This is a genomic window from Nonomuraea sp. NPDC059194 (assembly GCF_042754765.1).
GTDB lineage: Bacteria > Actinomycetota > Actinomycetes > Streptosporangiales > Streptosporangiaceae > Nonomuraea.
The window spans coordinates 48,618-72,533 of record NZ_JBHZBH010000015.1 but is presented as its reverse complement, the minus strand read 5'-3'; the positions used below and the strand labels follow the sequence as shown (position 1 = coordinate 72,533).

Here is a 23,916-nt window from a genome sequence, read left to right as displayed (position 1 = left end):
CTAAGAATGCCCTTAACGGGCGAGTGCTGGGACAATTCCCGCGATATGCCGAGCGATCGCGAGGCTGGAAGTGGCGGCGGGAGAAGGGGCGTTGCGCACCAGCGCGATCCGTCCGTGAAGGTCGATCACGAAGTCGTCGACCATGGCGCCGTCGCGGGCCACCGCCTGGGCGCGCACGCCGCCCTCCGTGGGTTCGAGGTCGGCTGCGGTGATCGCGGGGACGTAGCGTCTGGCGGCGCGGGCGAACGCGCCCTTGACCGCCGAGCCGTACAGCTCCCTGAGGCCGGTGCGCCAGTGCCTGCGCGCGAGATTGCGGGTGCCCTCCCAGGTCAGCAGGGCGCGTACGTCGCCGAGGACCGCGTTGGGCCCGACCAGCACCTCGCCGTCGATCCGCCTGGTCAGATGGACGCCGAGGAACGGGTAGCGCGGGTCGGGCACCGGGTAGATCAGGCCGCGCACGAAGTCCTTCGCCGATCCGGACAGCGCGTAGTACTCGCCCTTGAACGGCACGATCCGCACCTCGCCAGGCTCGCCCGCCATCCTGGCGACCGCGTCGGTGCCGAGCCCCGCGCAGGCCACGACGGTGTCGAAGGCGAACTTCCGGCGTCCGGCCAGGACCTCCACCTTGCTCGCGCTCTCGCGGATCGCCCTGACCTGGTGGGCCAGCCGTACCGAACCGCCCAGCTCGGCCACGTCCCGCGCGAGCCTGCGCGCGACGGCGGGGAAGTCGCAGATCGCGGTCCGCGGCGAGTGGACGGCGGCGACGCCGACCGCGTGCGGCTCGACCTCGCGCAGTGCCAGCGCGTCGAGCTCGGCGAGCCCCGGCACCCCGTTGGCCCTCGCGCGCTCGGCGAGCGCGCGCAGCGCGGGCCGCTCGGCGGCGGTGGAGGCGATCACCAGCTTGCCCACCTCCTCGTACGGCAGGCCGTGCTCGGCGCAGTAGGCCCGCAGCAGCGCCACGCCCTCCCTGCACAGGGTCGCCTTGAGCGAGCCGGGCGGGTAGTAGAGGCCCGCGTGCACGACACCGCTGTTGTGCCCGGTCTGGTGGGCTCCGACCCTGTTCTCCCCTTCGAGGACGGTCACCTCGGCGCCTCTGGTGCGCGCCAACTCCCGGGCGACGGCCAAGCCGACGATGCCCGCTCCGATGACGCCGATCCGCTCTGTCATGAGGTCAAGTGTCCTTCAGCGACGAGCCATCGCACCGTGTCCGCCACGGTGTTCTCCACGGGTCTCAGTGTGATGCCCAGCTCGCGCAGTGTCGGGACGTCGTCGGTGGGGACGAGCGTCAGCATGTAGTCGGCGGCGTCGCGGGCCAGCGGGTGGTCGACCGGGACGACGCGTCTGAGCCCGTCGAGCGTGGCGCCCAGCGTCCTGAGCAGCGCGCCCGGCATCCTGAACCGCCGCACCCGCCGTCCCGTGACGTCCTCACAGAGCGTCGCCACCTGCTCCCAGGTCAGGAAATGTCCGCCCAGAAGATAACGGCGGGCGCCCCTGCCGGGGGTGAAACACCGGGCGAGCGCGACGGCCAGGTCGCGGACGTCGAGCACGCTCACCCCGCCGGGCACGATCGGCCAGCCCCGGCGCAGCCCTGCCCTGAATCCCTCGTTGAGCCCGTCGAGCGTCGGCTGGCCAGGGCCGACGACGCCGCCGGGGTAGACGATCGTCACGCCTTCCAGGTCTCTGGCGTAGCGCTCGCCGTACAGCTTGGTCATGCCGTACGCGTTGCGCGGCCTGGCCAGCGGGCTGTCCACGGTGATGACGGGCTCGCCTGGCGGCACGAACACCGCGACCGTGGACAGGTGCACGACCGGATCGAGGCCGAGGTCCACGGCCTGCCCGAGGACGTTCTTCAGCCCGCGGACGTTCGCGCCGTGCAGGTCGACGTCGCGTCCGGTGAGACCCATGTCCGCGGCGGCGTGCAGGACGGCGTCACACTGCTCCAGCGCATGGCGTACGGCTTCCGCGTCCCTGATGTCCGCCTCGTAGAGGACGCCGGGGACCTTGAACACCGCCCGCGCCTTTTCCGGATTTCTCACCATAAGGAGGCATTCGTGGCCCGCCTCCCGCAACGCGGCGACCGCGTGGGAACCGATGAAGCCCGACGCACCCGTCACCAACACGCGCATGATCAGGAAGCTAGCGCCTGGAGATTTCCCCCCTCCATCGAACGTGTGACGAAAAGATCGCGCATCATTCGGCCGGTTTGCGAGCCAGGAGGAAGGCCGGTTGGATCCGCTCGTTCTTCTCGTCGCGCTCGCGCACCAGCCGGGCGACCTCGACAAATCCCGCCCGGCTCAAGAACTCGGCGACCCGGTCCGGTGGCCGCAGGTAGTGGTCGAGCGAGATGGCGTGACCGAACGCCTCCGTCCTGCGCACCCGCTCATCACCGACCTGGAACGACAGCAGCACGTGACCGCCCGGAGCCAGCACCCGGTAGAACTCGGCGAACACCTCCGGCAGCCGCTCCTGCGGGAGGTGGATGATCGAGTGCAGGGCCACGATACCGCCGGGGGCTCCCTCGGGCAGGTCCAGCGCCGTCATCGAGCCCTGCTCGAAGCGCAGGCCCGGATGCGCTTGCCGGGCCAGCGCGACCATCCGCGGCGACAGGTCGACTCCGAACACGCTCAGCCCCAACGCGTGCAGGCGTGCCGTCACGTGACCGTGACCGCACCCGAGGTCGGCGACCGGCCCCTGGACGAGTTCGGCGAAGGCGGCGAGCAGCGCCCGGTCCAGGGGCTTGTTCGCCAGCTCGTCATGGTTGCGCTCGGCGTAGTCCGCGGCGATGGCGTCATAGGCGGCGCGGGTGTCGCGCAGGAAGTCCGGCTCGATCATGGCGCAGCACCCTAGCCTCCTGAACGTCGAGATCCCGTCCGATCGCGCGAGATCGGACGGGGACCCCGTCGCCGCTCAGTGGCCGGTCATCACGGGCCTGGCTTCGTCGCTCGACCCGCTCGTCTCCGTCTGCCCGGAGCGTCCGCCAAGGGCCTGGCCTTCTCCCGCGTGGCAGTGGAGGTGTCCGCGAATCGAACTTGAGTACGATTAGCGTATGACGTATCTCCCGCCGGAGTGGCCGCCCGAGGTCCGTCCGCCCAGCGTTCCGGACTGGGAGACCTCTGCCGTGGCTTTCCTTCTGGACTGCATGCCGCCCGACTACCGTGCGCACGACGTTCTCAGGCGTTATCCCCTTGCCCTGGCGAGGATGGCGCTTCGCCATCTCGACTCGGCCATTGCGGCGGCCAGGGCCGGGTATCGGAACGCGGCGGTGGATCTCAAGGGTCACCTGCCACCGCACGCCGTCGAGGCCGTCCTGGACGTCTACCGCCAAGAGGGCCCGCGCCTGGTCCGCCTGGCCCGATCGGTCGACGTGGTGGAGCGAGCGTTGCGCGGTGAGGGTTTCACGGCGAAGCTACGCGGCACGCGGTGACCGCCGAGGTAGGCGACGGGGGTCACCGCAACCTCCCGACAGCACCCGATTCACCGCAGCCTCCCGACATCGTCCCTGGTTCACCGCAGCCTCGCGACGGCGTCCCTGAGCCTGCGCATGTCGCGCTTGCGCGCCTCGTAGGTCGCGCCCACCACCACGAGCAGCAGGCCACCGAGCGCCATCGGCACCCACCTCGGCACGACGCCGAACAGCTCGGCCACCCACGGCGCCAACTCCCGCACCGCCACCACCGCCACGGTGATCCCGCCCATGACGGTCGGCGCCTGCAACCGCCACCGCGCGCCCGCCAACGTCACGACCAGCGCCGCCCCGCCGAGCAGCAGGGCTCTGAGCGGTGTGGCCTCCTGCACCAGACTCGGCCCGAACGCCAGCGCGAGACCGGGCGCGTACACCGGCCACGAGGACATCTCCCCGCCCCGCGCCCGCCACCACCCGACGACCAGCAGCAGCACCGCGAACGGCAGCGTGTACGCCTCCACGACCCGCACCCCGAACGACGCCGCCACCGCGACCACCTCGCCCGCCACGAGCACCCCGGCCAACACCATCCACCAGAACCGCGCACCCAGCGTCAGCGCACCCGCGCCTTCAACCCGCCCCGCACTGTCGGAATGGCCCGGACCCTGGAGCCGACCCGCACCGCCGGGATGACCCAACCCTTCGGAATGGCCCGGACCCCGCCGACCCGCAGCATCGGGATGGCCCGCACCCATGCCTCCTGGCCGACCGCCTGTGCCGCCGCCCGCGACCCCCGGACCCGCAGTCCTGGGGTGCGCTTCCCAGAGAAGACCCGTCAGCGCCGCGATGGCCGCCAAGGCGGGCAACACCGCCAGCGTCGCAGTCTCCACCGCCAGCCCCCACCCGAGCGCCACCGACCCGAGCCACAACGCGGCCCCCGTACTCGTCCACCGGGCCACCGCTCCCCCACGCCCACCGGCCGCCACCGCCGCCGCGAGCCCCACCGCCACGACCATCACAACCAGCACCACCGGGTACGGCACCGCCACCGCCACCGGCACCGCGGCCACCACGACCGCCCCCACCAACACCCCGAAGGCCGGTCTGGTCGCCAACGCGAGCACCGCCCCCGCCACACCCACCACGACCAGCGCCCACGTCCTGCCGCCCGCGAACACCGGCGCACCACTCCACGCCTCGAACACCCCCAGGTACGCCCCCAGCGTCCCCACCACCACGTCACCGACGACCAGCAGCGCCACGGCAGCCATCACCCGCCCGACCAGCCCCGCCCACGAATCAGCGAGCCCCCCGAACCCACTCCCCGCCGCCCCCGCAACGCCACCACCCGGCATCCCCGCATCCGTCGACCCAACAGCCTCGGCGCCGCCAGGTCCCGCGAAGGGGCCCGCCGGGACGGCTGGGCAGCGCGTGCCGTACCAGCCGAGCAGCGCCAGCGCCGCACCCACCGCGAGTCCGGTCGCCGCCGCATCCCGAGGAAGAACCCCGAGGCCGTCCAGCGCCACCCACACCAGCCCCGCCCCCGACAGCGCCGCCCCCACCAGCGCCGCCGGCCTCCGGTACAGCGCACCCCACGCCACCAGCAGAGCACCCAACACCATGTACGCCACGGCCCGCTGATCCAGCGACCACAGCACCGCGAACCCGCCCGCGAACCCCGCGAGCCACGCCCAAGGCGCGGGCGCGAACCGCACCGCCGCGAACGTGCATCCCAAGGCCACGAGCAGCTGTACGCCAACCACTACGGTGTACGGCAGGCCGTACACCACCGGCGCCACCAACACCGCCGCCACCGCGAACACCGGCACCGCCCACCGCGCCTTGCCCACGATCAGCGGCAGGGACGCCAGCAGCGCGAAGATGACGGGCGCCGCGCGCAGCATGACGAGCGGCCCGTGGATCCAGAGTTCGTCGGCCATCACGGGCGCGTCCATCATGACGATCAACGTCTGCGGCGTCACGGCGAACCCGCTGACCAGCGCGAGACCCGCCCCGGAGTAGACGTAGGGGGCGCGCAGCCGTACCGGAAGCAGCCTGGCGAGCGCCGTCACCGCCAGCGCCGCCAGCGTGTACGGCACCACCCGCCATTCCTCGGGCAGCGGCCGGAAAGCGAACGCCCCCACCGCGCCGACCAGCGCCATAGCCGAGCCGAGCGCCGCGACGCCCCTGCCGATCATGTCCGCCGACCTGAACGCGACGTACCCGCCGACCGCGGCCAGCATGACCAGCCCCACCGCGTGCCACGCCCCGTCGAACCCGAACGAGGCGACCCCCGCCCATAGCAACGCGATCGTCCCGGTGAACGCCAGGCACACCGTCGCCGTCACGCGAACACTCCGGGTGGCGAAGGTCCAGATGGCGGCGTCCAGCGCGACCGTGGCGGCCAGCGCGGCGCTCGACCAGCCGTACCCGTGACCGAGGGACAGCAGGGGCAACGGCACCTGCAGCAGCACCACCGCCAGCGGCTGCGGCACCTTCAACGGCAGCACCCTGCCGTAGACCGCGGCCGTCGCCGCCACCACCACGAGCGTGGCCGCCGTGTAATCCAATCCGTCCAGGCCGCTAACCAGGCCGACCCTGCGCGCCGCGTACCCGTCGAGCAGCATCAACGCCAGCCCGAGCACGCCGATGGTCTCCGCGGTCGCGTTGAGGCCGCGTCTGAGCAGCACCGCCGGTACGGCGAGCGTCACCCCCGTCAGTCCCGCCAGGATCGCTGCCCTGCCGCCGATGCCAAGGTGGCCCCAGCTGACGACCGTGAACACGATCGCGGCCACGGCCAGCATCAGGCCGCCGAGGATGAGCAGCGTGTTCTGCGCCGTTCTCCGCGACACCTCCCCCCGCCCGGCTCCACCAGCTCCCACACCGGCACCGCCACCGGCGCGACCGCCAACCCCGGCGCCTGCCCCCGCCCAACCACCGACGGTCCCACGACCGGCCGAGCCACCAGCAGCCCAGCTGGGCTCCACACCTACAGGACCACCAGCGTCGACACCCGCCGGACCTCCGGCAGCCGCAGGAGAGCCGACACCCGCGGGGCTTGCGGCGCCCTCTGGCATCCCCACGCCTGAAGGAACTCCAGCGACCCCCCGAATCCCCGCGTCGGCAGGAACCCCGGCATCCCCAGGAACCCCAACATCGCCATCGGCTCCGGTGTCCACTGGGACAGCAGCACCGGCGCCCGCGCCCGTGGAAGCGCCCGGCCCCGGCGCTGTCACCGCAAGATCGGAAGTGCCCGCCGCCGTGCCGGGGGTCGGCGGACCGTCCTGCCGTCCCAGGAGGCGGGCACGGTCGCCGCGAAGGAGCGCGAGCAGGTGCTCCCGCCGTCCCCGCAGCTCGGCCTCACGGGTCCTGAGCCCCGCCAACGCCCCGTCGACCTGCCAGAGCTCCACCGCCACCGGTCCCGCCAACGGCAACGCGCACCGAGGGCAAGCGGCCACGGGACCAGCGATGAGAAGCTCACAATCAGGACAGTTCACCTGCATGCCGAGAACAATGCCGCATCCCCTTGATGATCGCTTGCGACTTGCTACTCAGGTACGGCTGAGCATCCCGACTCAGCGGGCCTTCCTCGCGATGAGCGTGATGACCCCGATGGCTACTACCGCCACGGCCAGCCACAACAGGATGTCCCAGGTGTCGATCCCGCCCGAAGCATCCGCGTTCGCCGCATCCGGCGCGCGCGTGGCCTCGTCGTCAGCCGACGTCTTCCCGAAGGACGACCCCTTCTCCTCGGAGGACTCGGAGGATGCCCCCTTCTCCTCGGACGCGGACGTCTCCTCCTGCCGCGCCGGCGAGGTGGGCAGCGCCTTGGCAGGCAGCGGCACCCGGTAGACCGGACTGTTCGCCCCCTCGCTCCCCGTCAGCAACGCCTTGCCGTCCCTGGTGTACGCGATCGACTCCGCCTGGTCCAGCGCCGGCATCGAGACCTTCGCCACCTGCTCATCCAGTGCGCTGAACACCGTCGCCGAGAAATAGGTACGGATGACGAAGCTCGACCCGTCAGGCGCGTAGGCGGCATCCGTCGCCATGATCGGCGCGGAGCCCACCCTGCGCAGGATGTTGGCCCTGTTCGCCCGCAACCGCTCGGGCGCCTCGTAGATCGCCCCCGCGAACTGCTTGGTCACCACGAACAGCTGACCGGTCTTCGGGTTGACCATGATGCCCTCGGCGTTGTGGCCGCCGTCCTCGTAGGTGAACCGGTAACGCACCGCGGGCAGCGTGGCGTCCCGCAGCGTGGCGGGCTCGGCCACCTTGTAGATCGAGATGTCGGGCCAGGCGCCGTCGAAGTTGTCGCCGATGTCGGCGAGCCACAACACCCCTCGTCCCGTCGCGGGGTCCTTGACGGCGGCCATCGCCTCCCAGTCGCGTGCCTGCGCGCCGCGCAGGGTGAAGGTGGCCTTGGTCTTCCCGTCGTCGCCGAGCGCGTAGAAGATCGGTCCCGCGTCGCTGTCGTTGTGGGTGTAGACGACGCCGTCCCGGGTCGGCGAGAGCGCCAGCCCGCTCGACTCGGTGATGCGCGGGTCGGAGATGGTGAACTCGACCTTCTCCCGATCCCCCTCCGCGGGCGTCGACGAGGGACCGCCCGTGGCAGGCCGCACTCCGCCCGCCGACGGGACACTCCCGACGAACCCGACACCAGCCCCCACCGCACCGGCCGACAGCGACGCACCAGGCGTGGAAGCGGCATACGTCGAAGCGGCCCCCGGCGAGGCGGGAGCCCGCATCGGCGTGTCAGGTGCCGAGACGGCGAAGGCAGGAGCCACCGGTAGCACGATCGCCACCACGAGCCCAGCAAGCGTGCGAACCAGGAGATCCCCCATCCGCCCATCATGCCGCTGCTTGAGTCTCAGCGCTTCTCGCACCGAGGCTCTTCCTGCTTCATCGACCGCCGCCAACTCCGGAGAGTGAGGTCTTACGTGGTCTCCACGAGGCGTTCTTCTCTCCGGGGCAGCGTTTCGGGTGCTCGTCGCGGCGGCGTAGGTGACGACGAACTTCACCAGCGTCGTCGCCGACATCGGCAGCCCGACCTGCGCCAGCACGGTGATCAGCGCCACCTCGACCGCCGTGGCCGCCAGCGCCGATCACAGCACCTGGCGGCTGCGGCCCATGAGAACGGAGTTGGCCCCGCCACCAGCCGCTTCAGCATCAGAGCGCGCCGCACAGCGCGAGCAGCCACGTTGACTTCTCCCCGCCATAAATGACGGGGATTCTCCCGCCTCACGGCGGGGTGTTTACTGCTGCTTCTACGCCGCTTGCGCGGTGCAGGTTTCGGGCGGTGCCAGGCTCGGGATTGCCTCGCGTGGTCTTACCTGCCCTTCACAGTCGTTTCGGGTGTCCGCCAGCCCGGCGGCCACGTCGTACAGGTGCCTCAGGCGGACGCCCTCAGCGAGGATGTTGAGCGCGGCAGCGATGTCACGGTCGTGGTGCTCGCCACACGATGGACAGTCCCACTCACGGACATCCAGAGCGAGCTTCCCGATCTTCCACCCACAGCAGGGACACAGCTGCGAGGACGGATACCAGCGGTCGATGGTGACGTACTCCCGCCCGTACCGGGCGGCCTTGCCTTCCAGCAGCCGCAGAAACGCACCCCAGGAGGCATCGTTGACGCCCTTGGCGAGCATGCCCCGCGCCAGGCCCAGCACCGCCAGCCCTTCGACCACTACCGTTTGGTTCTCGCGGAGCAGTGCGGTGCTGGTTTGGTGCAGGAAGTCTCGGCGGGCGTCGGCGACCCTGGCGTGCTGACGGGCGACTCTGACCCGGGCCTTGGCCCGGTTGGCGCTGCCCTTCTTCTTGCGTGACAGGGCCCGCTGCAGCTTCTTGAGCTTGCGTTCCCGGCGACGCAACCACTTCGGGTTCGCGATCTTCTCGCCGTCGGACGTGACCGCGTAGTGGGTCAGCCCGAGATCGATCCCGGCCTCGGCGTCTGCTTGCGGGAGCTGGTGGGCGTCGTCGTCGAGTTCGACGACGAAGGAGGCGAAGTATCTGCCCGCCGCGTCCTTGATGACCGTCACGCTGGAGGGCGGAGCGGGCAGCTCGCGTGACCACCGGACCTCGATTTCGCCGATCTTCGCGAGGTAAAGGGTCCCGCCTGCTCGCAGCTTGAAGGCGTTGGTGTTGAACCGGGCCGACTGCCGGTGATCGTGGCGGGACTTGACGACGGGCAGACCGACCTTGGGGCCTTTCCGCCTGCCCGACACCGAGTCGAAGAAGTTCGTGTACGCCACGTCCAGGTCCCGCAACGACTGCTGCAACGGCACCGGGGAGACCTGCCCAAGCCATTCCCGCTCGGGCGTCCGCTTCGCGGCGGTGATGCAGATCTTCTGCAGCTCCGGGCCGCTGATCCGCGTCCGGTCGGCCTTCCACGCGGCTTTGCGCCGCGCGAGCGCGTCGTTCCACACCGCGCGGACACACCCGAACGTCCGGGCCAGCAGCTCCCGCTGGGGCGCGTCCGGGTACAGCCGGTAGTTGTAGCGCAGCTTCACCGATTCACGAAACCAAAGACCTATCAGCCGTGGCCGACAGAAAACCGAAGCCCTGAAGGACCATCAGGAGGACGTTGTTGGCCAGCATGGCGGTCCACAGCCCCGCCAGCCCCCACGCTCCCACGACGGGACCCGCGGCGACGGCCAGCAGGCCCCACCCGATCGCGAGGAAGCGCAAGCTGAGGCCGGAGCGTTTGACCGCGGTCAGCCCGAAGCCCATCACCGCCGACGCCCCCTCCGCCAGGGTGGAGACGAGCATGATCACCAGGACGGCGGACACCTGCGCGCGGACGGCCTCGTCGCCGGTGAACGCCCTGACCAGCGGGCCGTCGAAGGCCAGCACCAGGACCGCGCCCGCCAGCGCCCCACAGGCGGCCAGCGTGAGAGCCACGCCCGCGACGCGCCGCCGCGCGAAACCCACGCCACCTCGCGCGCCATCCATACCGACGTGGGCCTGACCAGCGCTACCTCCGGCGGGATCCACTCCCGCGTGGGCCTGACCGGCGCCACCTCCGGCGGGATCCACCCCCGCGGGGGCCTGACCAGCGCCACCTCCGGCGGAACCCAGAGCCCCTCGGACGGAACCAGCGCCACCTCCAGCGGAACCCGCGCCACCTCGGGCGGAAGCGGCACCTCGGGCGGAAGCGGGTCGGGCGGAAGCGCCACCTCGGGCGGAAGCGCCACCTCGGACAGAACCCACATCGGCGCGGGCGATTTCCGGGACCGCCGCCTGGGCCACGGCGAGTGCGGGCAGCATGAGGAAGCCCGCCAGCGAGTAGAGGATCGCATGGGCCGCCGACCCCGTGACGCCGGTTCTGGCCGCCGCGTAAGCCATCACCCCCAGCCCCGCGAACTTGATCAGCATGGTCCCCGACAACGGCAGACTTACCTTGGCGAGCGCCCTGATCTCCTGGACGCGCGGCCGTCCCCTGCCGACCGGCCGTCCGAGCACGCGGCGCAGGGCGTGGTTCGCCACGGCCGCGCCGGCCAGTGACGAGCAGAGGAAGGCCAGCCCCGCGCCGGTCAACCCCCACCACGGCACCAGCAGCGGCACCAGGACCACGACCGCCACGGTGCCGGCGATGGTGGCCCAGAGCACCTTCCCGCTGTGGCCGAGCGCGACGAGCACGGTGTTCACGCCGCCGTTGGCGGCGGTGACGAGCAAAGAACAGGCCAGTGTGTACGGCAGAGCGCCGAACCCCGACACCCCCGCCCCGCTCACGACGGCGAGAAGGGGAGCGCACGCCACGACCGCGGCGCCTGCCGTACCGATGAGAAGGGCCAGCCAGCGGGCGTCGCGCAGCACGGGGAGCGCGGCGACGGGATCGTCGCGGTGCGGGGCGACGAAGGGCCCCAGGCCACGCAGACCGCCGATGACGGCCATCGAGGCGGGCTGGTAGACGGCCATGGTCAGCGCGAACGCGGCCAGCGCGGCGGTGCCGTGGCGGCCCAGCACGGAGGTGACTACGAGGGATCCGGCCAGTCCGGTGATGGAGGACAGCAGGAGAGGGAGGGCGGCGGTCGCGAGGGTTCGGTGCATAAAAGCACAATCCCGAGGCGATCAGCACCCCAGGATTCCTTGATCATTATAGCCGAAGGGCTGGCCTGGAGTGGACTCCAGGTTCTTAGGGTGGATGCCATGGACTACGTGAACCTTGGACGAAGTGGCCTCAAGGTCAGCCCGCTCTGCCTCGGCACGATGAACTTCGGCCCGCACACCACGGAGGAAGACTCCTTCGCGATCATGGACAGGGCCCACGAGCTCGGCATCAACTTCTTCGACACCGCCGATGTGTACGGCTGGAAGACCGGCGAAGGCGTCACCGAGAACATCGTCGGCCGGTGGTTCGCCCAGGGCGGCGGCCGCAGGGAGCGCACGGTCATCGCCACGAAGTTCCACGGCAAGATGGGCGAGTGGCCGAACGAGAGCCTGCAGTCCGCCCTGCACATCCGCAGGGCCTGCGACGCCTCGCTCAAGCGCCTCCAGACCGACTACATCGACATCTTCCAGGCGCACCACATCGGCAGGGAGACCCCGTTCGACGAGTTCTGGGAGGCGATGGAGGTCCTCCGCCAGCAAGGCAAGATCATCTACGTGGGCTCGTCGAACTACGCCGGTTGGCACATCGCCAAGGCGCAGGAGACGGCGGCGCGGCGCAACACGTTCGGCCTGGTCAGCGAGCAGAGCCACTACAACCTGCTCACCCGCGCGGTCGAGCTGGAGGTGCTGCCCGCGTGCGAGGAGTACGGCCTCGGCGTCATCCCGTGGAGCCCGCTGGCCGGCGGGCTGCTCGGCGGCGTGCTCCGTAAGATCGACAAGGGTCGCTCGACCTCCGAGCACATGGTCAAGGAGCTGGACAAGCACCGCGACAAGATCGAGCAGTACGAGACGTTCTGCGACGAGCTCGGCGAGGACCCCGCGCACGTCGGGCTCGCCTGGCTGCTGACCAGGCCCGCGGTGGTCGCGCCGATCATCGGCCCGCGCACGATGGAGCAGCTCGAAGGCACGCTGCGAACCCTGGAGATCACGCTCGACGACAAGGCCCTGGCCCGTCTCGACGAGATCTTCCCCGGCCACCAGCCCGCGCCCGAGGACTACGCCTGGTAAATCCCAAAAGCCCAGGCCTACCGCAAAGGGTGGCGCCCAAAAGCCTGGGCCTGCCCCAAGGGCGACGCCCGAGAGCCCGCCGATCCAAGCCCAGTTGCTAGATCGGCGGCTCGAGGGGCGCCTCGTCGGCCGGAAGCCGCCTGCGGCTCCTCCGGCTGACGAACCAGTACCCGAACCCGCCGAACGCGATCCCCGTCACGCAGGTCCAGATCCACCACGCGTGCTCAGGCCCCGGCCGTACGATCAGCAGCACGACCAGCCCGAGCGCCCACAGCGCGGTGCCGCCGAGCACCGCCGCCCGGTCGTTGGTCTCGAGCGGCTCCGGATCCGGACGCCATGCCTGCTTCACGTCAACCAGCGTAGTCGCCAATCCAGTCGACGTGGCGTTTCACGCGATATGGCGGCAAATCCATCTCGATCAGGTCGCAAGGTCTTTTCGCAGGTGAAAACCCCTGCCACTCTTCGCGCGTGAAAGCCACCACTACTCCCCCAATTTCCGGGCTTGACCGATTCTTCGCGATCACCGAGCGGGGCTCGACCCTGTCCCGTGAGGTGCGCGGCGGTTTGGCCACCTTCTTCACGATGGCCTACATCGTCGTCCTCAACCCGATCATCATCGGCACCGCCAAGGACGTCGAGGGCCAGTTCATCGGCGATGGCCTGGCCGCGAACCTGCCGCTGGTCGCCTCCGGCACCGCGTTCGTCGCGGGCCTGCTGTCGATCCTCATGGGCGTGGTCGGCAGGGTCCCGTTCGCGATGGCGGCGGGCCTCGGCCTCAACGCGTTCGTGACGTACGGCATCGCCTCCAAGATGTCGTGGGAGGCGGCGATGGGCCTGGTCTTCCTCGAGGGCGTCATCATCGCGATCCTCGTGCTGACCGGGTTCCGCGTGGCCGTGTTCAACGCCATCCCCGCCCCGTTGAAGACCGCGATCAGTGTCGGCATCGGCCTGTTCATCGCGCTGATCGGCTTCGTGGACGCCGGTTTCGTCCGCCGCGTGGCCGCCGGTCCCCCGCTGGAGATGGGCATCTCGGGCGCGCTGTCGTCGTGGCCGCTGTTCGTGTTCATCGTCGGTCTGCTGGCCACGGCGGTGCTCGTGGCCCGCAAGGTGAAGGGCGCGATCCTCATCGGCATCGTCGGCACCACCGTGCTGGCGATGATCGTCGAGGCGCTGACCAAGACGGGCCAGGCCACCAAGGACAACCAGGACGGCTGGCAGCTGAACACGCCCTCCATCCCCGACCAGATCTTCGGTTTCAACAACCCGCTCACGCTGTTCACGGAGTTCGACCCGCTCGGCGCCTTCAGCCAGGTCTCGGTGATCCTGGCGGTTCTGTTCATCTTCACGCTGCTCGTCACGGACTTCTTCGACACGATGGGCACCGTCGTGGGCGTCGGCCGCCAGGCGGGCCTGGTCGACGAGGAGGGGCGGCTGCCCCGTACCCGCGAGATCCTGCTCGTCGACTCGATCGGCGCGGCGGCCGGTGGCGCGGGCTCGGTCTCGTCCAACACGACCTACATCGAGTCGGCCTCCGGCGTGGCGGAGGGCGCGAGGACCGGCCTGGCCAGCGTGGTCACCGGCGTGCTGTTCCTGCTGTCGATCCTGGTGGCGCCGCTGGTCGTCGTCGTGCCGTACGAGGCGGCGGCGCCCGCGCTGGTCGTCGTCGGCTTCATGATGATGACGGCGGTCCGCGAGATCGACTGGCACGACTTCGACATCGCGATCCCGGCGTTCCTGACGATCGTGCTCATGCCGTTCACCTATTCCATCTCGAACGGCATCGGCGCCGGGTTCGTCAGCTACGTGCTGATCCAGGCGTTCAGGGGCCGGAGCCGCAACGTCCATCCGCTGCTGTGGGTGGTCGCGGGTCTGTTCGTGGTGTACTTCGCGCTCGGCCCGATCAGGAGTCTGCTGGGGGTGTGACGTTCGTGCCCGGCTCGGCCACCGGTCGGCCGATCACGGGCGCGAGATGTTCGGGCGCGGCTCGGCCACCGGGCCGAGCCGGTCCCCGCTGGGACGCCACCGACCCGCGGCCAGCACCAGCGCGGCGGTGGCGAGGTAGGCGCCGGTGTACCAGAACGGCGACAGGCGGGGCTCTGCCTCGTAGACCTCCAGCGGTGCCAGGCTGGGGCCGCCGGGGAAGGCCATGACGAGCCCGCCGCTCTTTCCCCGGTAGATCCAGGTCTCGTCAGGCGGGATGTCGCCCTCACCCGACTTCTTGACCACGAGACGCGTCTCGGGGATCGCCGCCTCGCGCTCCGCGTAGCCGTACGAGAGCGGGACCAGTCCCGCGGCGACGCCGACGAGAGCGGCCGCGACCAGCGTGTAGACGGTGACCACGCGCAGCAAGAGCCGGCGGGTGGCGACGGCGGCCAGCACCAGCACGCTCAGCGCACCCGAGCTGAGCAGCACCTTGATCGCGAGCCAGTCCGGCAGCGAGAACCACCCCAGGTTGCCCATCCGCAGGTCGGCCTCGGCGACGAGGAAGGGAACGGCCACCGCGATTGTTGGCACCAGGTACGGCATCGCAGGCCTGCGCCCCGCGACCAGGTCGGCCGCCGCAATGAGGGCCACGCACGCCACCGTCGCCACCGCCCCTGAGGCCGCTCCCTCGAAAAGCAACGGCCACGCGTAGGCCAGGGCGGGAACCGTCAGCGTTCCGCCGATGCCCACCAGCGCCAGCGTCCGATGCCGCGCCTCGTCGGCGCGCAGGGCGAGCAGCGCGAGCACCAGAAGAAGGGCGGTCGGGAGCGGGTACGGGATCCGCTCCGCCGAGAGGGCGTAGTCGACGGGCTCCCATGCTGAAACAGCGACGGCCGCCACCCAGAATAAGAAGTGCACGGCGGACTGTACCAACGAGTGAGACGAGGGAATAGCGTGGCGAAGCATATAGTTAGCAAGGGTAATGAGACGTGCTAACGAATCCCCCTCGCAAGACGGACCTGCGCAGCGACGCAGGCCTCGCCTCAGCCCTGCGCGTGTCGCTGGCGCGGCTGACCAGGCGACTTCGACGACAGGCGGCGGCACACACCCTGACACCCACGCAGTTCGCGACGCTCGCAACCGTGGAACGGCACTCAGGGATAACCCCCGGCGAATTGGCCGAGCACGAGAAGGTGCAACCGCCCTCGATGACTCGGGTGATCGCCGCACTCGAGGAGCGCGGGTTGGTCGCGCGCTCACCGCACCCGACCGACCGGCGGCAGGTGACCGTGGCGGTGACCGACTCCGCCAAGGCGCTGTTGAAGGAAGAACGCCGGCTGAAGGAGGCGTGGCTGACGCAGCGCTTGAAGGAGCTGACACCCGAGGAGCGGGCAGTGCTCCGGCAGGCGGCGCCGATTCTGGAGAAGCTCAGCAAGATATAGAGCCTGACGAACCCAGGACCGGGATGTTCCGGTCTCTCAAGGTTCACAACTACCGGCTGTTCGCGGCCGGAGGCATCGTCTCCAACCTCGGCACCTGGATGCAGCGCACCGCCCAGGACTGGCTGGTGCTCGACCTGACCGGCAGCGCGGTGGCCCTCGGCATCACGACCGCGCTGCAGTTCCTCCCGCAGCTGATGTTCGGCCTGTTCGGCGGCGTCCTCGCCGACCGCTACCCCAAGCGCCCCGTCCTGATCGTCGCGCAGTCGCTCATGGCGGTGCTGGCCGTGACCATGGGCGTCCTGACCGTCACCGGCTCGGCCGAGGAGTGGCACGTCTACACCATGGCCTTCGCGCTCGGCGTCATCTCCTGCGTGGAGGTGCCGACCCGGCAGGCGTTCGTGGTCGAGATGGTCGGCCGCGAAGACCTCCCCAACGCGATCGCGCTCAACGCCTCGATCTTCAACCTGGCCCGCGTGGTCGGCCCCGCCCTCGCCGGTGTGCTCATGTACGCCATCGGCATCGGACCGATCTTCCTGCTGAACGCGCTGACCTTCGGTGGTGTCATCTCGAGCCTGCTGCTCATGCGCAAGGCGGAGCTGACTCCCGCCGAGCTCGTCCCCAGGGCGAAGGGCCAGCTGCGCGAGGGCCTGCGCTACGTCGTCGAGCGCTCGGAGCTCCTGCTGCCGATACTGGTGATCGCGTTCATGGCGATGTTCACGCAGTCGTTCTCGATGTCGATCGCGCTCATGGCCCGCGAGGTCTTCGGCCAGGGAGCCTCGTCGTTCGGCGTGGCCTCCAGCGCCTTCGCCGTCGGCGCGCTCGCCGGCGCCCTCCTGGCCGCCCGCCGGGCCCGCCCGACCCGCAAGCTGCTCATCGCGGGCGCCATCGGGTTCGGCCTGTTCCAGGTGGTCGTCGGGTTGGCCCCGTTCTACCCGGTCTACCTCCTGCTGCTGGCCCCCACCGGCATCGCGCTGATCACCGTCAACACCGCGGCCAACTCGCTGGTCCAGATGTCCACCTCGCCCGAGATGCGGGGCCGGGTCATGGGCATCTACGTGCTGGTCTTCACCGGTGGCGCCCCGATCGGCGCGCCGCTGATCGGCTGGATCGCCGACCTTGGCGGACCGCGCGTCGGCGTCATGCTCGGCGGAGTGCTCACGCTGGCGGGCACCGGGCTGGCCATCATGCTCACCCGCCTGATCGCCGCCCGCCGCACCCGCCCCGCCCTGGCCACCGCATGACGGCCGCCGGGTGACCCCCGCCGGTCGCGCCGCCGCCGGATGCATCGGCTGGGGTGACCGCCCCAGGTCGCCCGCGGGTCGCACCGTCGGTGGACACGCCGCCGTTGAGTAACCCGCACGCCCCGCCCGCCGGTCCAGGACCGCGGGCGGGACAATCGGTCGTGTGAGACTGTTCGCCGCGATCATCCCTCCACCCGAGATCCTCGACGAGGTGGCCGCCGCGCTGGCGCCCGTCACGGAGCTGGTGGAGGGAGTGCGCTGGCCCGACCGCGCCACCTGGCACCTCACGCTCGCCTTCTACGGCGAGGTCCCCGAGCGCGCCCTGCCCGACCTCGAGGTACGGCTGGCCCGCGCCGCCGCCCGGCACCCCGCCAAACGCCTCGCCTTCGCCGGCGCCGGCGCGTTCGCCAAGCGTGTGCTCTGGCTGGGCCTCACCGGCGACCCCCTGGTACGGCTGGCCGCCTCCACGAGAGCCGCGGGCCGGCGGGCGGGAGCCGTACAGACCGACGACAAGCCCTTCCGCCCCCACCTCACGATCGCCCGCACCCGGCACCCCACCGACCTGCGCCCCCTGGTGGAGGCGTTGTCGTCGTTCGAGGGGTCGAGCTGGGCGGCCGACGCGGTCCACCTGGTCCACAGCCGGCTGGGCGCGACGGTGAGGTACGAGTCACTCGGACATTGGGCGCTCGCACCCGACGAGCGGGGCTAGGCTGCACCGCGTGGACCGTCCTCGTTTCTGGCTTCTGCCGACCGTGCTCGGCTTGCTGCTGCTCATCGTCGTCGTCGGCGCCGCGCTGACCTGACGGAGCGTCCGCTCGACGCCGTGCACGACGGAGCATGCACCCGTCGCCGCGCTGACCTGACGGAGCACCCAGCGGCCGTCAGGACAGGTCGGACTCCGCGAGCAGGAGCGGCACCGCCGAGGGGTCGCGCAGGAGCGCGGCGACGGCGAGCCGGTCGTTCCACTGCCCCGTCGCCCACGCCAGCCCGCGCGCCAGCCCGTCGACCCCGTCGCAGTGGACCATCCCGTCGAAGTAGCGCCACGCGCACGGCACCCCGTCGACCAGCAGCTTCTCGTGCTCCACGTACATCTCGGGGGCCGTGGGCAGCAGCGACCGCACCTCCGCGGGCACCGGCCGTTCCACGCCTGACGAGGTGACCTGCCCCGCCACCAGCTCGCCCGCGAGCGGCAGGTCGACCAGCTCGGACAGTGACTCGGCCAGGTCGAACGGCGCCAGCACCAGCGGCCGGTCGGTCACCAGCTGCAGCAGGTCGGGCGCCTCGACGACCACCGCGTCGTCGGCCGACGCGATGACGATGTCACCGCCGAGGACGGCCCGCACCGAGGACGGCGGCGCCACCCTGGACGGTTCGACGGCCGCCAGCGCCATCCACAGCGCCCGCAACTGGGCCCGGTCGACGGTGACCGACGGGTCGGCCAGCAGCTCCAGGAGCTCCTCAGGCCCACCGTGTGAGGCCAGTAGGTCGGCGAGTGTGGTGCGAACACCCAGCATCGCCAGCGCGCCCGTGTCGAGCTCTGCGGGCGCCTCGTCGTACAGCCCGGCCAGCAGGGGGTCGGCCCCGGTAAGGCGCAGCTCGACGGGCCGCCGCCCGCCGAGGACCTGGTGGGTGGACAGCCACCAGGCGGTGTAGGACGGCACCTCGACGCCCTCGACGCGCAGCGGGAGCAGCGCGCCCCGCAGCGGCGGCCTGGTGATCAGCGCGAGCGCGGCGGGCCAGTCGGCGACCAGCTCCAGGTCGCGGATCGCGGTGAACTCGGGCACGACCGGCGGCACGTCGAGCGCGGGCAGCAGGTCGTGGACGAAGTCGAGCCAGGCGTCTTCCTCGTCGAGATCGTGGTCGCACGAGTCGACGTCGAGCAGCACGTCGGAGTCGTTGACGACGGCGAACCCGTCGAGCACGCCCACCGCGGTCAGCACGCGCGCGTCATAGGTGTCGGCGGCCAGGCCGAAGCCCGCGTCGTCGACGAGCAGCCCCGCCAGCGCGCCCGAGGGCAGCAGCAGCTCACCGGCCGGGTAGAGCGAGCCGTCGTCGGCGCGCAGCGCCAGCTCCGACAGCCACGGCTCCTCCCCCGCCGTCAGCCCCGCCGCGTCGACCAGGGACAGCACGGCCCGCGCGACCGCGTCGGGGTCGTCGCTGTCGACCGACTGCGACACCGCCGTCCTGGTCAGCGGGTCGTCGAGGACGGTGCGCGGCGTGGCCTCGAAGGCGCCCAGGCGCAGCAGCAGCCGATGGGCCGCGTCGGCGTGGACGATGCGCAGGCCGAGCGGCGCGAGGTCGAGCGGGGTGCTGAGGATGAGCGTGCCGCGCGGCCCGCGCACGAGCCGCCCGTCGGCCAGCGGCACCGGCAGCGCGCCGAGCGCCTCGGGGTCGTCGCCCGGCAGCACCTCGTACAGCGAGCGCCACCACGCCGGGTCGCGCCCCTCGATCGCCTCGCCGGACAGCTGGTCGACCACCTCGGCCAGCTCCACCCTGCGCACGCCGAGCGCCGACAGCGCGGGGTGGCGCGCCGGCCATCCGGCGGGCAGCAGCCCGGGAACGATCTCCGCGAGGACCGCGAGCAGCTCGCCAGAGCCGTGGACCGCGGACGCCTCCCTGCCCGAGACCACCCACCCGTCGGCGGACGGCTCGCGCACGGGATGCTCGACCTGCCAGGCCGCGTCGGGGTCGTAGAGCGCGGCGTCGTCGAAGGAGGGCGAGGTGACCACGGGCGCGGGCGCCGACAGCGCGGGCAGCAGCGGCACGTCGGGCAGCAGGCGCAGGATGGCCCTGCGGATGCGGGCGTCGAGCTCGCCCTTGCCCATGAGCGCGGGCACCAGGTCGAGGAGCCTGGGTGTGCGCGGCAGCTCCTCCAGCAGCCTGACGTAGGCCTCGGCGACGCGCTCGATGAGGAAGTCGGTCAGCTTCCCCTTGGCGACGTGGCGCCGGTCGGTGGCCATCGGGAAGGAGGCGATGAGCAGCGCGGGCAGGTCGAGCGGCTCGTCGGAGGGCGTGGGCGCGTGGACGACCTGCGGCACCGGCAGCGGTCCCGCCTCGTGCGGCACGGCCCAGCGCACCGACCAGTAGGGCCTGGCGCGTTCTTCCGTCGGCCGGTCGGCGAAGTAGGTCGCCACCTCCTCGGCGGAGAACTCACCGGAGGCGGACACGACGTGCCATCCGTTGGGCTCGACCGTGCGGGTGGCCCCGTCGACGGTGATCTCGATGGCGGTCAGCGCGGGCATGCCGAGCAGCAGCGCGGGGCTGGTCTCCGCCAGCATCCGGCGCACCTCCGCGACGGCGGAGGGGCGCAGCGGCAGCCGTACCGCGGTCTCGAAGCCGTCGGGGACCTCGATCGAGGAGGCGTACGGCAACCGCAGCAGCGGCACGTGCCCCTCCCTGGACAGGAGCTCGGCGGCGAGCGCGGGCTCGGCGGCCACCACCTTGGCCGTCTCCTCGCGCGACCAGCGGACCGCGCCTGTCGAACGCGAGCCGATCGAGGGCTCGTCGCAGACGGACACGACCGCGGCGAACCCGACGCCGAAGCGGCCCGCCGCTCCCATGTGGTCGCGTTTGGCCGACACCCGCAGCGTGGACAGGCCCTCGACCCCCGCCGCGTCGAGCGGCGCGCCGGTGTTGGCGGCCGTGAGCACGTCGTCGCGCAGCTCCAGGCGCAGCACGCCGGGCACGCCCGCGCGCAGGGCCGCGTCGGCCGCGTTCTGCGCCAGCTCGACGATCAGACGGTCGCGGTAGCCGCCGAGGGCGAAGTCCTCTTCGGCGTTGGCGTCCTCCCGGAAGCGCGCGGGCGAGGCCTGCCACGCCGTGAGGACGGCGGCGCGCATCCGATCAGTGCCAAAGGTGTCCACGGGGCTAACTCCTAAAACTCAGAGAGGGGCCACCGAAGGCTAGCGGTCCGCGCCGACAATCCCGATCAGGCGGCCCGATCAGGCGGCCCGATCAGGCGGCCCGATCAGGAGTGGCCGAGCTCCTCCGTCGCCGCCTCGTCGACCGACCCCGACTCGACCTCGATCAGGTCGTAGCCCAGGTCGTCGAGGATCGGCGAGGCCTGCTCGACCGCCGGCGGCATGACCGCGGCCTCGGAGTGGGCGCCGCAGCCGTGGTCGGCGGCGACGACCTTGCCGTCGTCGGGCGCGTACTCGTTGGCGCACACCCCGAACTCGCCGCGCAGGCCGCCCGCGAGTGGCCAGAAGAAGCCGCAGGTGGAGCACTGGGCGGGCGCGGCGTGGGCGATCGGCGTGTGCGGCCCGTGGGCGCCGCCGTGCCAGCGCTTGGCGGCGCGGTCTCGGCCGATGGCCGACAGCACCCTGGCCCTGCCGAGGCCGTACTCGAAGATCATCTGGTGGTCGATCTCTTCGTCGGCGCCGCCGGTGAAGCCCGGCACGAGCCTGTCGTCGTCGTCGGCGGTGGGCAGCAGGTCGCCGACGCCCAGGTCGCCGGGCAGCAGCCGCTCGCTCCACGGCAGCCACGCAGGTGCGAGCATCGCGCCGGTGCCGGGCAGCAGGACGACCTCGCTGACCGTGACCTTCTTGGCGCGGGAGGCGCGCGTCACGGTGACGGCCCACCGCCAGCCCCGGTAGGCCCGGTCGAGGCACGCGAAATAATGTGTAACGATCCGGTCGCCCTCGCCGTCATAGCCGAGGTGCTCACCCGGCTCTCCTGGTCTGGCAAGCTCCCACGCGGCCTCCCGCGCGAGCTCGACGGCGGCGACACAGGCCTGGTCAGGCGGGGAGACGCGGGTTCTGGTCCTGGTCAAAGGCCCGCTCCCGCCGCAAGGTGCTGTTCGCTCACACTCCATTCTCACCCATGGATGGACGTGCGAACACCCGCGTCGGGTAAGACTGGTAAACGTGGATCGTGTGCTGTCGTTGGTGAAACGGGTGAGTCTCGCGATGGGGCGGGCCGGCCGTTCGACCGCGCTTGGCACCAGACGGGCGGGGCTGGCCACGGCACGCGGCACCAAGCGGGTCGGGCTCGCCACGGCCAGCGGCGCGCAGCGGGTGGGGCACGCGACCCGGCGCCTGACCCACGCCCAGGGCGCGGACCGCACGGGCCTCGGCCGCCTCATCGAGCTCACGGCCGCCAACAGCGCGGGCGACTCGCTCGTCACGCTGGCGCTGGCCGGCACCATCTTCTTCGGCCTGCCGGTCAACGAGGCGCGCGGCCAGGTGGCCCTCTACCTGTTGATCACGATGATCCCGTTCGCGGTGGTCGCGCCGTTCGTCGGCCCGGTGCTCGACAGGTTCAGGTCGGGCCGCCGCTACGTCATGGCGGGCACGCTGTTCGCCCGCGGCCTGCTGTGCTTCGCCATGGCCGCCGCCGTCGGCCCCGGCGACGTGCTGACGCTGTTCGCCGGAGCGCTGGGCGTGCTCGTGCTGTCCAAGGCCTACAACGTCTCCCGTGCGGCGATCATGCCGAGCGTGCTGCCCGCCGACATCACGCTGGTCAGCGCCAACGCGAGGGTCGCGCTGTTCTCGCTGGTGGCCGCGGGCATCGCGGTGCCCCTCGCGGCGGGCCTCACCGCGTGGCTGGGGGCCGCGTGGGTGCTGCGCCTGGCGATGGTGGTCTTCCTGCTGCTCGGCGTCGTCGCCGTACGGCTGCCGCGCCACGTCGACTCCCCCGACCTGGAGGAAGAGGAGGACGAGCGCGGCGGCCGGACGCGTTGGCGGACGCTGCTCAACGTCGGTCCCGCCGTGACCGAGGCGATGCGGGCCAACGCCGCCATCCGCTTCTTCTCCGGCTTCCTGCTGTTCTTCCTGCTCTTCCTGGTGCAGGACGGTCACCTGAAGGACCTGCCCACGACCACCACGATCGCGGTGCTGGCGGCGGCTGCGGGCCTCGGCGGCCTGGCGGGCGCGGCGGTGGCCAACTGGGCGCGCAACCACTCGCCCCAGCTCATCGTGCTGCTCACGCTGGCCGTCACGCTGGTGACGGCGGGCGTCACCGCGTACTTCTTCGGCCTGTGGGCCGCGGTCGCGGTGGCGCTGGTCGCCGCCTTCGCGCAGGAGCTCGGCAAGCTGGCCCTCGACGCGATCGTGCAGCGCGAGATCGGCGAGGAGGTCCGCTCGTCCACCTTCGGCGTGGTCGAGGCGCTGCTCCAGCTCGCCTGGGTGTTCGGCGGGCTGGTCGGGCTGCTGGTCTCCGACTGGTCCGCAGGCCCCGGCGGGCTCACGGCGATGGCCGTCGTGCTCGCCCTCGCCCTCGGCTCGCTCCTGGTGTTGCGCAGGGCGCGAGTCAAGGCGCGCAACGCCAAGGTGACCGACGCCAAGGCGGCCGAGGTCGCTGAGACACCGCCCGCCCCGAACACCACCAAGCCGCTGACCAACCCGCAGGGGTGATCAGTCGAGGTCGTCGGCGACCGCGCGCAGCACCGAGGCGACCTTCTTGGAGTGGGCCGGATCGGGCTGCTTGCCCCGCTGGTAGGACTCGGAGATGACGTCGAGCAGCTTGATGAGGTCTTCGACGATCACGACCATCTCGTCGGGCTTCTTCCGCTTGCCCTTCGGCTTGACCTTGGCCAGCGTCGGCGGCTGCTCGAGGATCCGCACCGACAGCGCCTGCTGTCCCCTGCGCCCCTCGGCCACGCCGAACTCGACCTTCTGGCCGGGCTTGAGCGGCTCCGCGCCAGCGGGAAGCGCGGAGGAATGCACGAAGACCTCACCGCCGTCGTCGCGGGTGAGGAAGCCGAAACCCTTGTCGGCGTCGTACCACTTGACCTTGCCACTCGGCACGGGGGGACCTCGTTCATGCTGTCGGGAATGATGAATGGAAGTAGGTT

19 protein-coding genes are annotated in these 23,916 nt (G+C 71.3%); 7 read left to right on the top strand and 12 right to left on the bottom strand.

Annotated elements, in window-relative coordinates; translation table 11 throughout:
- Nucleotides 1–12: 12 nt before the first annotated feature.
- The 3 genes from lhgO to ACFXJ8_RS19855 form a co-directional block, all read right to left on the bottom strand.
- On the bottom strand, nucleotides 13–1,167 hold the full coding sequence (gene lhgO, locus ACFXJ8_RS19865) for an L-2-hydroxyglutarate oxidase (protein ID WP_379645375.1): 1,155 nt from the start codon (nucleotides 1,165–1,167) through the stop codon (nucleotides 13–15).
- The gene (locus ACFXJ8_RS19860; RefSeq protein WP_379645374.1) at nucleotides 1,164–2,126 is read right to left on the bottom strand and encodes an NAD-dependent epimerase/dehydratase family protein; all 963 of its coding nucleotides are present in this window, start codon (nucleotides 2,124–2,126) and stop codon (nucleotides 1,164–1,166) included. Before ACFXJ8_RS19860 ends, lhgO begins: the two co-directional genes overlap by 4 nt.
- Before the next feature lie 64 nt (nucleotides 2,127–2,190).
- Nucleotides 2,191–2,832, bottom strand: a complete 642-nt coding sequence (locus ACFXJ8_RS19855; protein WP_379645373.1) for a class I SAM-dependent DNA methyltransferase — start codon at nucleotides 2,830–2,832, stop codon at nucleotides 2,191–2,193.
- 214 nt (nucleotides 2,833–3,046) lie between these two features.
- Between ACFXJ8_RS19855 and ACFXJ8_RS19850 the strand changes: the two genes are divergently transcribed.
- Nucleotides 3,047–3,424 (top strand): hypothetical protein, encoded by a 378-nt coding sequence (locus tag ACFXJ8_RS19850; protein ID WP_379645372.1) that lies wholly within the window; start codon nucleotides 3,047–3,049, stop codon nucleotides 3,422–3,424.
- Nucleotides 3,425–3,504: 80 nt separating this feature from the next.
- On the opposite strand, the gene ACFXJ8_RS19845 is transcribed toward ACFXJ8_RS19850, so the two are convergent.
- The 4 genes from ACFXJ8_RS19845 to ACFXJ8_RS19830 form a co-directional block, all read right to left on the bottom strand.
- Nucleotides 3,505–6,255, bottom strand: a complete 2,751-nt coding sequence (locus tag ACFXJ8_RS19845; RefSeq protein ID WP_379645371.1) for an SCO7613 C-terminal domain-containing membrane protein — start codon at nucleotides 6,253–6,255, stop codon at nucleotides 3,505–3,507.
- Between the two features lie 723 nt (nucleotides 6,256–6,978).
- Entirely contained in the window at nucleotides 6,979–8,244 is a 1,266-nt protein-coding gene (locus ACFXJ8_RS19840; protein ID WP_379645370.1) for a hypothetical protein, read from the bottom strand.
- Nucleotides 8,245–8,667: 423 nt separating this feature from the next.
- Nucleotides 8,668–9,909, bottom strand: coding sequence for an RNA-guided endonuclease InsQ/TnpB family protein (locus ACFXJ8_RS19835; protein ID WP_379645369.1), 1,242 nt, complete (start codon nucleotides 9,907–9,909; stop codon nucleotides 8,668–8,670).
- 4 nt (nucleotides 9,910–9,913) lie between these two features.
- Nucleotides 9,914–11,449: a polysaccharide biosynthesis C-terminal domain-containing protein gene (locus ACFXJ8_RS19830; protein ID WP_379645368.1), complete on the bottom strand. Its 1,536-nt coding sequence runs from the start codon at nucleotides 11,447–11,449 to the stop codon at nucleotides 9,914–9,916.
- A 99-nt stretch (nucleotides 11,450–11,548) separates the two neighbouring features.
- Between ACFXJ8_RS19830 and ACFXJ8_RS19825 the strand changes: the two genes are divergently transcribed.
- Nucleotides 11,549–12,517: an aldo/keto reductase gene (locus ACFXJ8_RS19825; RefSeq protein ID WP_379645367.1), complete on the top strand. Its 969-nt coding sequence runs from the start codon at nucleotides 11,549–11,551 to the stop codon at nucleotides 12,515–12,517.
- A 97-nt stretch (nucleotides 12,518–12,614) separates the two neighbouring features.
- Here ACFXJ8_RS19825 and ACFXJ8_RS19820 read toward each other — a convergent pair whose 3' ends face one another.
- Complete coding sequence (locus ACFXJ8_RS19820) at nucleotides 12,615–12,866, bottom strand: DUF2530 domain-containing protein (protein ID WP_379645366.1); 252 nt, start codon at nucleotides 12,864–12,866, stop codon at nucleotides 12,615–12,617.
- Between the two features lie 119 nt (nucleotides 12,867–12,985).
- Between ACFXJ8_RS19820 and ACFXJ8_RS19815 the strand changes: the two genes are divergently transcribed.
- Nucleotides 12,986–14,440: an NCS2 family permease gene (locus ACFXJ8_RS19815; RefSeq protein ID WP_379645365.1), complete on the top strand. Its 1,455-nt coding sequence runs from the start codon at nucleotides 12,986–12,988 to the stop codon at nucleotides 14,438–14,440.
- A 33-nt stretch (nucleotides 14,441–14,473) separates the two neighbouring features.
- On the opposite strand, the gene ACFXJ8_RS19810 is transcribed toward ACFXJ8_RS19815, so the two are convergent.
- Nucleotides 14,474–15,358: a hypothetical protein gene (locus ACFXJ8_RS19810; protein WP_379645364.1), complete on the bottom strand. Its 885-nt coding sequence runs from the start codon at nucleotides 15,356–15,358 to the stop codon at nucleotides 14,474–14,476.
- A 71-nt stretch (nucleotides 15,359–15,429) separates the two neighbouring features.
- On the opposite strand from ACFXJ8_RS19810, the gene ACFXJ8_RS19805 reads away from it, so the two are divergent.
- From ACFXJ8_RS19805 to thpR, 3 genes are all read left to right on the top strand, one after another.
- Nucleotides 15,430–15,882, top strand: coding sequence for a MarR family winged helix-turn-helix transcriptional regulator (locus tag ACFXJ8_RS19805; RefSeq protein WP_379645363.1), 453 nt, complete (start codon nucleotides 15,430–15,432; stop codon nucleotides 15,880–15,882).
- 23 nt (nucleotides 15,883–15,905) lie between these two features.
- The gene (locus tag ACFXJ8_RS19800; protein ID WP_379645362.1) at nucleotides 15,906–17,123 is read left to right on the top strand and encodes an MFS transporter; all 1,218 of its coding nucleotides are present in this window, start codon (nucleotides 15,906–15,908) and stop codon (nucleotides 17,121–17,123) included.
- 163 nt (nucleotides 17,124–17,286) lie between these two features.
- Nucleotides 17,287–17,832, top strand: coding sequence for an RNA 2',3'-cyclic phosphodiesterase (thpR, locus tag ACFXJ8_RS19795; protein ID WP_379645361.1), 546 nt, complete (start codon nucleotides 17,287–17,289; stop codon nucleotides 17,830–17,832).
- Nucleotides 17,833–18,004: 172 nt separating this feature from the next.
- On the opposite strand, the gene ACFXJ8_RS19790 is transcribed toward thpR, so the two are convergent.
- Complete coding sequence (locus ACFXJ8_RS19790; RefSeq protein ID WP_379645360.1) at nucleotides 18,005–20,986, bottom strand: sacsin N-terminal ATP-binding-like domain-containing protein; 2,982 nt, start codon at nucleotides 20,984–20,986, stop codon at nucleotides 18,005–18,007.
- A gap of 104 nt (nucleotides 20,987–21,090) precedes the next feature.
- Nucleotides 21,091–21,894 carry a DUF3027 domain-containing protein gene (locus tag ACFXJ8_RS19785; RefSeq protein ID WP_379645359.1) on the bottom strand — a complete coding sequence of 268 codons (804 nt, stop codon included), beginning with the start codon at nucleotides 21,892–21,894 and terminating at the stop codon, nucleotides 21,091–21,093.
- 124 nt (nucleotides 21,895–22,018) lie between these two features.
- Here ACFXJ8_RS19785 and ACFXJ8_RS19780 point away from each other — a divergent pair, with 124 nt between their 5' ends.
- On the top strand, nucleotides 22,019–23,476 hold the full coding sequence (locus tag ACFXJ8_RS19780; RefSeq protein ID WP_379645358.1) for an MFS transporter: 1,458 nt from the start codon (nucleotides 22,019–22,021) through the stop codon (nucleotides 23,474–23,476).
- Here the strand turns inward: ACFXJ8_RS19780 and ACFXJ8_RS19775 are convergent, their stop codons facing one another.
- Nucleotides 23,477–23,869, bottom strand: a complete 393-nt coding sequence (locus ACFXJ8_RS19775; RefSeq protein ID WP_379645357.1) for a cold-shock protein — start codon at nucleotides 23,867–23,869, stop codon at nucleotides 23,477–23,479.
- Between the last annotated feature and the right edge of the window lie 47 nt (nucleotides 23,870–23,916).

Coding starts and splice junctions, on each gene's coding strand:
- ACFXJ8_RS19860 (WP_379645374.1), bottom strand. CDS start 2,126: ATGCGCGTGTTGGTGACGGGTGCGTCGGGCTTCATCGGTTCCCACGCG.
- ACFXJ8_RS19855 (WP_379645373.1), bottom strand. CDS start 2,832: ATGATCGAGCCGGACTTCCTGCGCGACACCCGCGCCGCCTATGACGCC.
- ACFXJ8_RS19840 (WP_379645370.1), bottom strand. CDS start 8,244: ATGGGGGATCTCCTGGTTCGCACGCTTGCTGGGCTCGTGGTGGCGATC.
- ACFXJ8_RS19850 (WP_379645372.1), top strand. CDS start 3,047: ATGACGTATCTCCCGCCGGAGTGGCCGCCCGAGGTCCGTCCGCCCAGC.
- ACFXJ8_RS19825 (WP_379645367.1), top strand. CDS start 11,549: ATGGACTACGTGAACCTTGGACGAAGTGGCCTCAAGGTCAGCCCGCTC.
- ACFXJ8_RS19830 (WP_379645368.1), bottom strand. CDS start 11,449: ATGCACCGAACCCTCGCGACCGCCGCCCTCCCTCTCCTGCTGTCCTCC.
- lhgO (WP_379645375.1), bottom strand. CDS start 1,167: ATGACAGAGCGGATCGGCGTCATCGGAGCGGGCATCGTCGGCTTGGCC.
- ACFXJ8_RS19800 (WP_379645362.1), top strand. CDS start 15,906: ATGTTCCGGTCTCTCAAGGTTCACAACTACCGGCTGTTCGCGGCCGGA.